The organism is Sphingosinicella sp. (genome assembly GCF_052388015.1).
GTDB lineage: Bacteria > Pseudomonadota > Alphaproteobacteria > Sphingomonadales > Sphingomonadaceae > Allosphingosinicella.
The window spans coordinates 1-13,115 of record NZ_JBQTIN010000032.1 but is presented as its reverse complement, the minus strand read 5'-3'; the positions used below and the strand labels follow the sequence as shown (position 1 = coordinate 13,115).

Sequence of the window (13,115 nt, the reverse complement as noted above, 5' to 3'; positions counted from 1 at the left end):
CATAAGCGAGATTGTTGACGTCCGAGGCGCCGGTCGCCGACGCATAAAGGATGCGGGCGCGCGGCAGCAGATTCTGAAGCCTGACGCCAACGATGCCCTGCTCCGATCCCTTGACCTTGCCGCGGCTGCCGCTCGTCTTGATCGCCACGGCGGCCACGATCATCGCCAGCCAGGCGGTGATCTCGGGCGCGTTCTCCGTGACCCATCAGGCGGTTCAGCTCGGCTTCCTGCCTCGGCTCCGGACCCAGCATACGAGCGCGCGAGCGGCGGGCCAGATCTACATCCCGGCGGTCAACTGGGGCCTGCTGGTGATGGTCGTGCTGCTCGTTCTCGGCTTCCGTCAATCCACCAACCTCGCCTCGGCCTATGGCATCGCGGTCAGCGGCACGATGATCATCACGACGGTGATGCTGGCGGTGCTGATCTTCCAGGTATGGCAATGGAATCGCATCTACGCCGCGCTGACGATCGCGCTGTTCGCGATTGTCGACGGCACTTTCTTCGCTTCGAACATCGCGAAGGTGGCGGACGGCGGCTGGTTCCCGCTGGTCGTGGCGGCTTTGATCTTCACCTTGCTCACCACGTGGGCAACCGGCCGGGCGCGGATGCGCAAGCGGCTCGAGGAGGACTCGCTCCCGCTCGACGTCTTCATCAAGTCGGCAGCGTCCGTCCATCGGGTGCGCTGCCCCGCGGTCTTCATATCGACCTCCCCGGACACGGTCCCCTCCGCCTTGCTGCACAATCTCAAGCACAACCAGGTCCTGCACGAGCGGGTGCTGATTCTGAACGTGAAGGTCGAGGACGTGCCGCACGTCCCGCCGGCGAAGCGGCTTGAGGTGCATGGCGCGATGGAAGGCTTCTACCGGGTCATCCTCCATTACGGCTTCATGGACGAGGTTGATGTGCCCGCCGACCTCGTCCGGATTGACTCCTGCGGCGACCGTTTCGACATGATGAGCACCAGCTTCTTCCTCGGCCGGCAGAAGCTGATTGCGACCCGGGAGCAGCCCGGCATGGCGCTGTGGCGCGAGAAGCTGTTCGCCTGGATGATGAGAAGTTCCGAAAGCGCGATGGAGTTCTTCAAGCTGCCGACCAACCGCGTCGTCGAGCTCGGGAGCCAATTGCGGATATGAAACGCCTCGCAGCCGCGTCGCTTGCCCTGTCGATGGCAGGCGCCGCCGTGGCGCAGGACGCGCCGATCTGCACCGACCGGCCGGCCAGGGCCAATGCGGTATGTACCGTCCCGTCCGGCAGGATCCAGATCGAGACCACCGTTTCCGGATGGAGCCTGACCGACGCTGGCGGCAACCGCACCGAGCTTCTGACGGTCGCGTCGTCGGTGGCGAAGATCGGCCTGACCGAGCGTTCCGACGTCCAGATCGGAATCACGCCGTTCGCCCGGCTAACGAACAGGAGGACGGGCTCCATCGACCAGGTGTCCGGGTTTGGAGACATGCTCTTTCGCTACAAGCACAGGCTCACCGGCGACGATGCGCCGGTGCAGGTGGCGGTTATCCCCTTCATCACGCTGCCGACCGCCCGGCGCGGACTGGGTAACGACCGGGTGGAAGGCGGGCTCGCCGTTCCGGTCAGCTTCCGTTTCGCCGGGCCGGTGACGATGACGCTTGGCCCGGAGCTCGACCTGCTGGCGGACGCTGACGGAAGCGGTCGGCACCTCGCGCTCGTGAACCTGGTCAACCTGTCGCTGCCGATCGCGCCGCGCTGGACGGCCGCGGCCGAGCTGTGGACCAACAAGAATTTCGATCCTGCGGGGACCGCGGAACAGGCGACAGCCGATGTCGCGCTGGCTTATTCCATTTCTGACGATCTGCAGCTCGATTTCGGGGGGAATGTGGGCCTGACGGCCGACACACCCGATCTTGAACTCTATGCGGGGCTTTCGTTCCGGTTCTGAACGCAGCCGTCCCACCCCGCCAATTGCCACGCGGTCGGCGGAGGACGTCATCGCGAAACGAAGTCACGGGTGCTTCCTGCCGCACACGGACACGCCCGCAGTTTGGTGAGACTCGGACGGGACGATTTTCCGTCTCCACGCCAAGCATGTGGATTTCGGGGACAAGGCGTTCTCGGGACATTCACGGCGCAGGCTCCCGTCGTTAAGTTGACGCCAAGCAGGAGCCACCAGATGCCCAGAGCCCAAGTTGCCATCACGCCGGAGGAGCTGCGAAGGGCCTTCGCGCAGAACTACCTTGCCGCTCAGAACTCGGAGGCCTCCGACACCGGACACTCGGACGATGTAGACCAGGATGCCGACCGCGAACCTCTACCGGAGAAGGACGTAGAGCTTCGACGTCGGGTCATGCTGGTCATGTTGTGGCTAGCGCTGCCCGAGAGCGCGCCCCTCGTGAGCGACTACTCAGCCCTGGGCGTGCCGAAAATATTCATCAAGCAGTTTTCGACGTTGCCGCAAGCATTCCTCTCCCCAAATTCGGGGTCCCGAGGCCGGAGCCATTCCTGCGGACGATCGACGAGCGGGTGAAGGCCTATTCTGTCCTGACGGGGCACGGCTGACCGTCCACAAGCGGAGCCGCGAGTTCCTCTGCCACGCCCGACTCTCGGGCGATCCCGGCGATCTCCGTCTCCCACGCCAGGAACCAGGCTCGCTTCTCATCCTCCAGCTCATAGGTGTCGTAGGTCCGCTCGAGCCCCTTCTTCACGTGGTTGAGCATCGCCTCGGCCGTTTCGAAATCGATCTTCAGCCGCTTCGTGTTTGAGCGGCAGGTTCGCCTAAAATCGTGCGGAGTGAAGCGCTCGATCGGTCGTCCGGCGGCCCGCTCCATCCTCTCCCGCACGCGGTTGCGAGCCCTGTACCAGCAATTGCGCGAACGAGGGCCGTCGAGCTTCGGGGCGGGAAACACCCACGCGCTGTCGGACTGCATGAGCGACCAGCCCCAGGGACCGAGGGCGATGCGGTGCTCCACTGAATTCTTGGTCCGGCAGGCCGGGATGGTCCAGACACCCTCGCAAAGCTCCTCCGAGCGCGCCTCGCATACCTCCGCAAGGCGAGCGGCGGTTAGCAGCCAAAGCAGCATGCCCCGTTGATAGTCGCGCTCTTCCTCGACGAGGGCTTCGAGAAACCAAGCGATTTCCTGAAGCGCGAGCCGCCGCGATCGGGGCGTCTCGGGGAAGCGGAGGTCCCCGAGCCGGCGAGAGGGATCGACCTCCAATCCGACGTCGAGCCCGCGGAGCGATGCGGTCCAGCCGAAAAACACCTTGAGCTCCGCGGCGAGACGGTTTGCCCGCACCCTCGCCTTCTTGCCCTTGGCCTCGACCAGCTTGATGAGGTCGGTCTCGGTGATGTCGTAGATGATCTTCCGCCCAAGCTTCGGCGCGATGTCGCGCCGGTAGATATCCTGCTTGTCCGCAACGGTTCGAGGCTTGTTGGGACGCTTGGCCCGCGAAGACCGTCCCTCACGGACCGCCTCCATGTAGAGCTCATGCGCGCGATCGACAGTCATCGCCGCGAGCCGAACCTCCTGTCGCGCCGTCTCGCGGGGATCTATCCCGGCGTCGATCTGCAAGTTGAGCCCGTTCGCCCACGCGCGAGCATCGCCTATCGAGTAAGCCGGATATAGCCCGAGGCTGAGCTTCACGACCTCGCTGCGGCCGGCGATCCGCCGCCTGTAGAGCCATCTCTTTTTGCCGCTCGGCAGCACTTCGATCGAGAGGGCACCGGTTTTTGAGTCGTCCAGCTTGCCGGCCCTCAAATCGTCGATAAGTGCTGGAGTTAGTTCCTTTTTCTTCGACCTTCCGGCCTTTCGAAGCCGCCGACTCGTTGAAAAATCGGGACACAAATCGCGGTCTGCCGAGGCGCGCCCGGACCCGCCGGGTCGAACTCGGTCCAACTCGATTACGTTATTATCTGAAGCGCTTACGCGTGCGAGACTGCCTGCCATACCGACTCCACCCGGTCCTTCGGCAGAACAAAAATCGGGACACAAATCGGTACACAAGAGGCGTCGAATCCGGGCCAATTGAGGCGAACCGGGTCCAACTGCCTGCCGTGTCAATCTGAGTGCAAGCCATTGTTCTAGGACCGAATCATGAGGATTCGGTTGGCTGGGGCGGCAGGATTCGAACCTGCGAATGCCGGTACCAAAAACCGGTGCCTTACCACTTGGCGACGCCCCAGCAGGCGTGCGGGCGGGCTTATAGCTGCCCGCCGGCGAAGATGAAGCCTAGCTGTTCGACAGCAGCCGATTCACCAGGCCGAGATAGTCCTTGCGCAGCTGCAGCGTCAGGTCGCCGACCTCGAAATTCCACGGGCCGACCGAGGCGACCGGCGTTACCTCCGCCGCGGTGCCGGTGAGGAAGAGCTGTTCGAAGCTCTCCAGCTCCTCCGGCCAGATCGCCCGCTCATGCACCTCGATGCCGCGCCGCCGGGCGAGGTCGATCACCGTCCGCCGCGTGATCCCGTCGAGGAAGCAGTCGGGCGTCGGCGTGTGCAATGCGCCGTCGCGCACGAAGAAGGCGTTGGCCCCCGTCCCTTCCGCGACCTGGCCGCGCCAATCGAACATCAAAGCGTCGTCATAGCCCTGCGCCTGCGCCTGATGGCGCGCGAGCGTGCAGATCATGTAGAGGCCCGAGGCCTTGCTCTCGGTCGGCGCGGTGTAAGGCGCCGGCCGCCGCCAGGGCGACACGATCATCCTGATGCCCCGCCGAATTGCCTCCTCGCCGAAATAGGCGCCCCACGGCCACATCGCGATCGCGAGATGGATTTTCGTCTTCTGACCGGAGACGCCCATCTGCTCCGAGCCGCGCCACGCCAAGGGGCGCATATAGCCGTCGGTGAGGCCGCTGGCGGCGAGCACGTCGCGGCAGGCCTGGTTGATCTCGTCGACGCTGTACGGGATTTCGAAATCGAGCAGCCGGCCGCTCTTCACCAGCCGCTCGCTATGCTCGGTGAGCTTGAAAATCTCGCCCGAATAGGCCCGCTGCCCCTCGAACACGGAGGACGCGTAATGGAGCGCGTGGGTGAGGACGTGGACGTTCGCCTCGCGCCACGGGACCATCTCGCCATCGAGCCAGATCAGGCCGTCCCGATCGTGATAGGCGCGTTGGTCGGTCATCGCGGCCGGATAGGGCCGACCACCCGGTCGGTCAATTGCGGGCCCGGGCTTCCGCGGCCATTTCGACGCTGCGCGTCCGGGCCGCGGCGAGCGTTGCCTCGACCAGATCGAACAGGGCGCGATCGGCGTCGAGCACCTTCAGCCCGGCCTCGGTGGTGCCGTTGGGGCTGGCGACCTTGCGCGCCAGTTCGGCGGCTGAATCCTGCGAAGCCGCGGCGAGCGCTCCTCCGCCCGCGACCATCGCGGTCGCCAGCAGCAATGCCTGATCCTCGGGCAGGCCGAGCGCCGCCGCGCCTTTCCCCAACGCCTCGATGAAGCGGAACAGGAAGGCCGGTCCTGCTCCCGTCAGGACACCGGCGAGTTGAAACGCCGCCTCGTCCTCGAACCATTCGGCGTGACCAAGCGCCATCATCAAGTCAGTGGCCAGGTTCCGATCCGCCGCCGCGCCGCCCTCGGCGTAGAGATTGATCACGCCCTTGCCTAGCGCGACGGGCAGGTTCGGCATCGCCTTTACGATCGTCTCCGGCGCCGCGAAGCGCGCGCGGAGCGACGCCGCCTCGACCCCGGCGAGAATCGAAACCAGGATCGTGCGCGGATCGAGCGCTGGCGCGAGCCGCGGCGCGACCGCATCGAGCTGATAGGGCTTCATCGCCAGCAAGACGATCGCCGGCACTTCGTCCTCGGGATAGTCGGTCAGGACACGGACGCCCTCCGCCACCGGCGCGCCGCTCGGCCGGATCACGGTGACATGCGCCGGATGGACGCCGGCGGCGAGCCAGCCGGTCAGCATCGCCGAGCCCATATGGCCGCAGCCGACCATCCAGAGCGGCCCGGGCAGGAGAGGATCGGTCATGAGAGGCATCTAGCGCCAGACCGCCATTGAGTCATTCCGGCGAAAGCCGGAACCTATGAACACCAATGTCTGCCTTCATTCTCACACTGCCGAGTTCTTGGGTCCCGGCTTTCGCCGGGATGACTCAGGGGCGTAAGCGGACGCTACGCCTCGCCCTGCGTCTCGATCAGGGCGGCCGCGATCGCCTCCTGCGGCGTCTTGTCGGCCCACAGGACGAACTGGAACACCGGGTAGAAGCGCTCGCACTCCTCGATCGCCGCCTCGACCAGGGTCTCGGCCTGCTGGAGGCTGAGCGTCGCGTTATTCTCGCCGTCGAGCAGAGCCGCGTGGCGGAAGAGGACGAGGCCGGACGCCGACCAGAGCTCGAAATGGCCGAGCCAGAGCTGCTCGTTGATCAGCCCGATCGCCTCATAGACCGCGTCCCGCTTCTCGGCCGCGACCCGGATGTCGGGGAGCGCAAGGAACTGCAGAACCTGGTCCTCGGCGCGCCAGATGCCGCGCAGCTCATATTGCGTCCAGCTGCCCTGAAAGCTGGAGACGATCTCGTCCTCGCCGGCCCGCTCCGCGGCCCAGCCCATGGCGCTGAAATAGGTTTCGAGCATGTCGATCGGCGCGCTGGCTTCGCGCTCGAGCGCATATTCGTCCATGTTCATCCGCGCGTCCCCGGCCCGCTTTTGTTCCATCCTTTTGCCGTTTTTGGCGGAAAAGCGCAAGAAAAGCAGGCGTCAAGGCCAACAAAGCTGTGGATAGTCATTGGCGCTTCACCGCGGCGAAACGCTCACGACTTGGGCGCGGCTCCGCGCTTGCCGCGTCCGCCGGCGGCCGGTTTGCCGCCCTCCAGCGCCGCGATCCGGCGCTCAAGCGCCTCGTTCTGCTCGCGGGCGGCCACCGCCATCGCCTTCACCGCCTCGAACTCCTCGCGACTGACCAGATCGAGCCCGCCGATCCATTCGCGCGCCCGCTCCTGCATCGCCGCATTAGCCTCGCGGGTCATGCCGGCGATCGTGCCGGCGGCGCCGTTCATCACCTTGACGAAATCGTCGAACAATTTGTTCTGGGACTGCATGGGTCCGCTCCTCAAATCAGGTTGCCGAGATCGGCCGCATTGAGCTGGATATTGATCGGCTGCCGCGTCGGTTCAAGCGTCGCGGCGTTCGGGTTGCGGTTCACGATCTCATAATTGAGCAGACCCACGAACATCAGCCAGCCGAGATAGGGATAGAGCAGCAGCCCGGCGACGACCCGGATCCGCCAGCCGACGAGGATCAAGGCGGCCGTCCCGACCAGCATCGCGGCGACGATCGACAGCGCGATATCGACGCGGTGCCAGGCGAAAAAGGCCGGCATCCAGGCGAAATTGAGCGCGAGCTGGACGGCGAATAAGGCGAGCGCGCGGCTTCGCCTCGGCGCGCCTTTGGCGTGCAGCACCATCGCCAGCGACAGGCCGAGCAGGACGTAGAGGATCGTCCAGGCGATCCCGAACACCCCGGACGGCGGCATGAAATCGGGCTTCTGCAGCGCGAGATACCAGCCGTTCGAAATGCCCGCATTGGACAGATAAGCGGACAGGCTGCCGAGCAGCACCACCGCCGGCACGGTGACCAGCGCGTAGCGCAAGAAGCTCATCCGCAGCTCGGCGCGCGATGCGATGCCGCCCATCTATTTCTATTCCGCCGGCATCGGCTGCGCCTCGCCCAACTGCCGCTCCAGCTTGCGGGTGACGGTCAGCGGCGAGCCGGTGAAGCGGGCGACACGCGAATAGAGCAAGGGAATCAGGAACAGCGTGATCGCGGTCGCGATCGAGACGCCGAAGACGATGACGACGCCGATCGCCGAGCGCGCCCCCGCTCCGGCGCCGCCGGCCAGCATCAAAGGCACCGCGCCGGCGACGGTCGCGATCGAGGTCATCAGGATCGGCCTGAGCCGCCGCCGCGCCGCATCGCGGATCGCATCGCCGATCTCGCTCCCCGCGTCGCGCAGCTGGTTCGCGAACTCGACGATCAGGATGCCGTTCTTGGCGGCGAGGCCGACCAGCATGACCAGCCCGACCTGGCTGAACAGGTTCATCGTTTGGCCCATCACGACGAGGCCGATCAACCCGCCGGCGACGGCGAGCGGCACAGTGGCGATGATCACGCCCGGATGGACGAAGCTTTCGAACTGGGCCGCGAGCAGCAGATAGACGACGAGGATGGTGAGGGCGAAGACGAGATAGATCGATCCGCCCGCCTCGCGGAACGCCTGGCTCTCGCCGCGATAGCCGACCGCGGCGATCTCCGGCGCGCCGGCCGCCTGCGCCTCCATGAAGGCGAGCGCTTCGCCGAGCGAATAGCCGGGCGCGAGGCCGGCGGTGATCGTGATCGCGCGCAGCTTGTTGTAGCGGCCGAGGTCGCGCGCGCCGGCCGCATCGCGCGAGCGGACGAGATTGGAGAGCGGTATCAGCGCGCCGGTGCGGCCCCGCACGTAGATCTGCGCCAGATTGGCCTCGTTCGCCCGGGCGCCTTCCTCCGCCTGCACGACCACCCGATATTCCTCGCCGCGATCGACATAGGTGGAGACGCGGCGCGAGCCGAGCAGGGTCTGGAGCGCGTTGGAAACGTCGGCGACCGAGACGCCGAGATCGCCAGCGCGCGAGGTATCGACCTCGACGTTCAGCTGCGGCTTGTTTTCCTTATAGTCGCTGTCGACGTTGACGAGGCCGGGATTGTCGCGCGCCGCGGCGAGGATGCGGTCGCGCGCCGCGACCAGCTCGGGATAGGTCGAGCCGGCGATGACGAAATTGACCGGGTTGCCGCGGCCGCGGCTCAGCGAGTTGCGGACCGAAGCGTTGCCGCGCACCGCCGCGATCTGGCCGAGCGACCGGTTGACCTCGCCGACCACGCTCTGCGTTGTCTCGGTCCGCTCCTCCCATGGGCGGAGGAAGATCGTCGCGGCGCCGCTGTTGAAATCGTCGCTCGCGCCGAAGCCGCCGGGCGCGCGCGTGACGATCGTGCGCACTGGCCCCTGCTCGTCGATCAGCGGCAGCAGCCGCGCCTGCACCTCGCCCATGTAGCGGGTCATCTCGGCAAAGCCGGTTCCCTCCGGCGCGTTGACGTTGACGTTGACGATGCCGGTGTCCTCGGCGGGCACCAGCTCCGACTGCAGGGTGAAGAACAGACCGCCCGACGCGCCGACGAAAAGCAAGACGACGATCATCGGGATGAGCGGCTTCTTCAGCATCGCGTCGAGCCGGCGGGCGTAGAAATCCTCGAGTCTTCGGAAGCGGCCGTCGACGAAGGCAGCCATCCGACCGCGATTCTCGTGCCGCATCAGCTTCGAGCAGAGCATCGGCGCGAGGCTGAGCGCGAAGAAGCCGGAAAAAGCGACCGCGCCGACCATCGCCACCGCGAGCTCGCGGAACAAGAGGCCCGTCTGCCCGGCGATGAACATGATCGGCACGAACACCGCGCACACGACGAGTGTCGTCGAGAGTACCGCGAAGCCGACCTGCTTGGTGCCGTGATAGGCGGCGGCGAGCGGCGGCTCGCCTTCATCTTCGATCCGGTGATGGACGTTTTCGAGCACGACGATCGCGTCGTCGACGACGATGCCGATGCACAGGACGAGCGCGAGCAGGGTCAGGAGGTTGATCGAGAAGCCGAACAGCCACAGCACCGCGAAGCTGCCGAGGATGCACAAGGGCACGGTGACGGCGGGAATGAGCGTCGCCCGCCAGCTGCCGAGGAACAAATAGATGACGAGGACGACCAGAATCGCCGCCTCGGCCAGCGTCTTCCACACTTCGTCGATCGCGCGGCGGATGAACTGCGATTCGTCCGATCCGACCGCCATCGTCATGCCCTCGGGCAGATTCGGCCGGACCTGCTCCATCGTCGCCCGGGCGGCGTCGGCGACGGCGAGCGTGTTGGCGCCCGACTGCCGAACGATGCCGAGCCCCACTGCCTGCTCGCCATTCATGCGGAAGAAGGAATAGGGATTCTCCGCTCCGGCCTCGACGCGCGCGACATCGCCGAGGCGGACGAGATAGCCGTCCTGGCCCCGGCCGACGACGAGCGCGCGAAATTGCTCCGGCGTCGTGAACGGCCGCTGGACACGCAGCGTCACATTCTGCTGCGCCGATTCGAGCCGGCCCGCCGGCAGCTCGACATTCTGGCTCCTCAGCGCATTCTCGACGTCGGCGGAGGTCAGCCGGTAGGCGGCGAGCCGCTCGGGGCTGATCCAGACCCGCATCGCCGGCCGCGCCTCGCCGCCGACGAACACGCGCGCGACGCCGTCGATCGATGAAAAGCGGTCGACCATGTTGCGGTCGACCCAGTCGGACAATTGCATCCGCGACCAGCCGGGCCGCGAGATGACGATGAACATGATCGGCGCCGAATCGGCGTCGACCTTCCTGACCGTCGGCGGCTCGACCTCGGTCGGCAATTGCGCCGCCGCCGCCGCGACGCGGTCGCGCACGTCATTGGCCGCGCTGTCGATGTTGCGGCCGGCGAAGAACTCGATCGAGATTTGCGACTGGCCGTCCTGCGACCGCGAGGTGATCGTCTGCAGCCCCTCGAGGCCGGCAAGCTGCTCCTCCAGCACCTGGGTGACGCGTGTCTCGATGACGCTCGCCGACGCGCCGATATAGCGCGTCTCGACCGAGACGATCGGTGGATCGACGTCCGGATATTCGCGCACCGACAGGCCGAAGAAGCCGGTGATGCCGACCACCGCGACCAGCATCGCGACCACCGCCGCGAAAACGGGCCGCTTGATCGAGAGATCGGAGAGGACCATCGGCTAGCCGCCGCCGGGCCGGGCCTGCGCCGTCCTTTGCCCCTGTCCCCCGCCGCGACCACCGCCGCCGCCCTGGCCGACGAGCCGGACCTCCATTCCGTCCGCGACCTTCACGACCCCCTCCGTCACGACCCGCGCGTCGGGCCTCAACCCGGCGAGGATCTCGATCCGGCCATTGGCGCGCACGCCGGTGCGAACCTGGGCGCGATGGGCGCGGTTCTGCGCGTCGAGGACGAAGACATAACGGTTGTCCCCCTCGCCGACGATCGCCAGCTCGGGCACCGACAGCGATTCCCTGGGCGCGCTTTCGATCGCGACGTTGAGCAGCATGCCGGGCCTCAGGCGCCGGTCAGGATTGGGCAGCAGGGCCCGCACCGTCACCGCGCGGGTGTTGGGATCGATGACCGGATCGATCGTCGCGATGACGCCGCGGAACGGCTGATCGGGATAAGCCTCGGACCGCGCCTCGATCGCCTGCCCTTCGCGCAGCGCCGGCAGCATCGTCTCCGGCACGGTGAAATCCAGCTTGATCGTCGAGATGTCGCTGATCGTCGCGATCGCCGTCCCCTGGCTCGCCATCGCGCCGACCGATATGTTGCGAAGGCTCACCCAACCCGAGAAGGGGGCGCGGATCACCCGGTCGCTGATATCGGCGCCGGTCGATTGCGCCTGGGCGCGGGCGGTGGCGACGGCCGCGACGCGTGTGTCGTAATCGGCGCGAGTCGCGAAGCCGCGATTCTTCAGCGCCTCGACCCGCCGCAGCTGCTGCTCCGCCTCGCGCACGCGAGCCTGCGCCTCGCGCATCTGGGCGGACTGCTGCCCCTGCTGGAGCACGGCGATGATCTGGCCGCGCTGGACGAAGCTGCCGTCGTCGAAATTCAGGCGGACGATCCGCTCGGTGACCGGCGCCTGGATCGTCACCTGCTCGTTCGCGACCGCGGTGCCGACTGCGTCGATCCGGTCCGCGAAGCGGGTCCGCTGCGGCGCCTCGGCCTTGACCATCGGCGGCGAGCGGTCGCGCTGCTTCTGCGCCTCGCCGCTGCCGCAGGCGGCGGCTAAAGCGGCAAGCGCCGCGACCGCAGCCAGGCCGAACGACCGGCGTATTACGCGTCCAACACTCATCGCGCGTCGCTCAATCCCATATTTCGACAACTGTCGAGAGGGCCTTTGTATCAGAAAGTCGCGGCATCGCTCGTTTTGTGCGCGCCGATCAGAAACTCCACATTGCCTTCCGGCCCGGTAATCGGACTCGGCGTCACACCCGCGACAATCCAGCCCCGTTCGACGAGCCAGTCGGCGACCGTTCGACAAACGCGCTCGTGCACCGCGGCATCGCGCACCACGCCGCCCTTGCCGATCTCGTCCCGCTCCGCCTCGAACTGCGGTTTGATCAGTGCGATCAGCCGGGCGCCGGGCTTCGCGAAATCCAGCGCGGTATCGAGCACCTTGGCGAGGCCGATGAAGCTCGCGTCGCAGACGATCAGATCGACCGACTCAGTGACGATCGCGGCGGTGAGATAGCGCGCATTGGTCTGCTCATGGACGACGACGCGCGGGTCCTGCCGCAGCTTCCAGGCGAGCTGGTTGGTGCCGACATCGACGGCGAACACCTTCGCCGCGCCGCGTTGGAGCAGCACGTCGGTGAAGCCGCCGGTCGAGCTCCCCACATCGAGCGCCACCGCGCCGGCCACGTCCCAGCCGAAATGATCGAGCCCATGCGCCAGCTTGATCCCGCCCCGCGACACCCAGGGATGGTCCTTCCCCCGCACCTCCAGCGGCGCGTCGGCGGCGAGCGCCTGCCCCGCTTTGTCGATCTTGCGCTCACCGGAAAAAACGAGGCCCGCGAGGATAAGCGCCTGCGCCTTGGCGCGACTCTCGACGAGCCCGCGATCAACGAGCAGCTGGTCGGCGCGCTGCTTGGTCACGCCCTCAGAACCAGCCACGAAGATGCGGGTAGAAAATGAGGAGACCAATGATCGCAGCAGCGATCGCGCTCACCAGCACGCCGGCTGCCGCGACATCCTTCACGACCTTGAGCCGCGGATCGCGATCGAGGCTGACGATATCGGCCAGCCGCTCGATCGCGGTGTTGAACGCCTCCGCCAGCCACACCCCGGCAATCGCGACGACCAGCCAAAGCCATTCGCCGGCGCTCAGCCGCACCGCCATGCCAAGCACGATGACGGCCGCAGTAGCGGTCAGGTGAATCCAAGCATTGTGCTCCGAGCCGATCAAATATCGCAGCCCGGAGAAGGCGTAGCCGAAGCTCCGGATTCTCGTGTGAACGGAGAAGCCCGGCCGCTCCGGACGATATTCCGGCTCGCTCAGGCGCGCGCCCCCTCGATCACGCCGGCGCTGTTGTGCCGAAGCGCCTTCAGCACCGTCTCGACGAT

At 66.5% G+C, this 13,115-nt stretch carries 12 protein-coding genes, 1 tRNA gene and 1 pseudogene; 2 read left to right on the top strand and 12 right to left on the bottom strand.

Annotated features, from left to right (window positions below):
- Positions 1-133: pseudogene (locus tag ACT4N3_RS02545) on the bottom strand (strawberry notch-like NTP hydrolase domain-containing protein); the annotation flags it as partial.
- 4 nt (positions 134-137) lie between these two features.
- On the opposite strand from ACT4N3_RS02545, the gene ACT4N3_RS02540 reads away from it, so the two are divergent.
- Together ACT4N3_RS02540 and ACT4N3_RS02535 are read left to right on the top strand one after the other, a co-directional pair.
- Positions 138-1,133, top strand: a complete 996-nt coding sequence (locus tag ACT4N3_RS02540) for a KUP/HAK/KT family potassium transporter (protein WP_444853634.1) — start codon at positions 138-140, stop codon at positions 1,131-1,133.
- Positions 1,130-1,915, top strand: a complete 786-nt coding sequence (locus ACT4N3_RS02535) for a transporter (protein WP_444853633.1) — start codon at positions 1,130-1,132, stop codon at positions 1,913-1,915. The genes ACT4N3_RS02540 and ACT4N3_RS02535 overlap by 4 nt, the downstream gene beginning before the upstream one ends.
- 589 nt (positions 1,916-2,504) lie before the next feature.
- Here the strand turns inward: ACT4N3_RS02535 and ACT4N3_RS02530 are convergent.
- The 11 genes from ACT4N3_RS02530 to ACT4N3_RS02480 all read right to left on the bottom strand — a co-directional run.
- Positions 2,505-3,866 (bottom strand): tyrosine-type recombinase/integrase, encoded by a 1,362-nt coding sequence (locus ACT4N3_RS02530; RefSeq protein WP_444853632.1) that lies wholly within the window; start codon positions 3,864-3,866, stop codon positions 2,505-2,507.
- 211 nt (positions 3,867-4,077) lie between these two features.
- Positions 4,078-4,152, bottom strand: a tRNA-Gln gene (locus tag ACT4N3_RS02525).
- Between the two features lie 47 nt (positions 4,153-4,199).
- Positions 4,200-5,090: a branched-chain amino acid aminotransferase gene (locus ACT4N3_RS02520; RefSeq protein ID WP_444853631.1), complete on the bottom strand. Its 891-nt coding sequence runs from the start codon at positions 5,088-5,090 to the stop codon at positions 4,200-4,202.
- Between the two features lie 31 nt (positions 5,091-5,121).
- Positions 5,122-5,943 carry a pyrroline-5-carboxylate reductase family protein gene (locus ACT4N3_RS02515; RefSeq protein ID WP_444853630.1) on the bottom strand — a complete coding sequence of 274 codons (822 nt, stop codon included), beginning with the start codon at positions 5,941-5,943 and terminating at the stop codon, positions 5,122-5,124.
- 143 nt (positions 5,944-6,086) lie between these two features.
- On the bottom strand, positions 6,087-6,596 hold the full coding sequence (locus ACT4N3_RS02510; protein WP_444853636.1) for a YbjN domain-containing protein: 510 nt from the start codon (positions 6,594-6,596) through the stop codon (positions 6,087-6,089).
- A gap of 125 nt (positions 6,597-6,721) precedes the next feature.
- Positions 6,722-7,009: an accessory factor UbiK family protein gene (locus tag ACT4N3_RS02505; RefSeq protein ID WP_444853629.1), complete on the bottom strand. Its 288-nt coding sequence runs from the start codon at positions 7,007-7,009 to the stop codon at positions 6,722-6,724.
- Positions 7,010-7,020: 11 nt separating this feature from the next.
- Entirely contained in the window at positions 7,021-7,602 is a 582-nt protein-coding gene (locus tag ACT4N3_RS02500; RefSeq protein WP_444853628.1) for a TspO/MBR family protein, read from the bottom strand.
- 6 nt (positions 7,603-7,608) lie between these two features.
- Positions 7,609-10,722, bottom strand: a complete 3,114-nt coding sequence (locus ACT4N3_RS02495) for an efflux RND transporter permease subunit (protein ID WP_444853627.1) — start codon at positions 10,720-10,722, stop codon at positions 7,609-7,611.
- A gap of 3 nt (positions 10,723-10,725) precedes the next feature.
- A complete protein-coding gene (locus tag ACT4N3_RS02490) occupies positions 10,726-11,844 on the bottom strand; it encodes an efflux RND transporter periplasmic adaptor subunit (protein WP_444853626.1) in 1,119 nt (372 codons plus the stop codon).
- A gap of 50 nt (positions 11,845-11,894) precedes the next feature.
- Entirely contained in the window at positions 11,895-12,647 is a 753-nt protein-coding gene (locus tag ACT4N3_RS02485; RefSeq protein WP_444853635.1) for a TlyA family RNA methyltransferase, read from the bottom strand.
- A gap of 4 nt (positions 12,648-12,651) precedes the next feature.
- Positions 12,652-13,115: diacylglycerol kinase family protein (locus ACT4N3_RS02480; RefSeq protein WP_444853625.1), on the bottom strand; the 464-nt coding region annotated here is incomplete at its 5' end.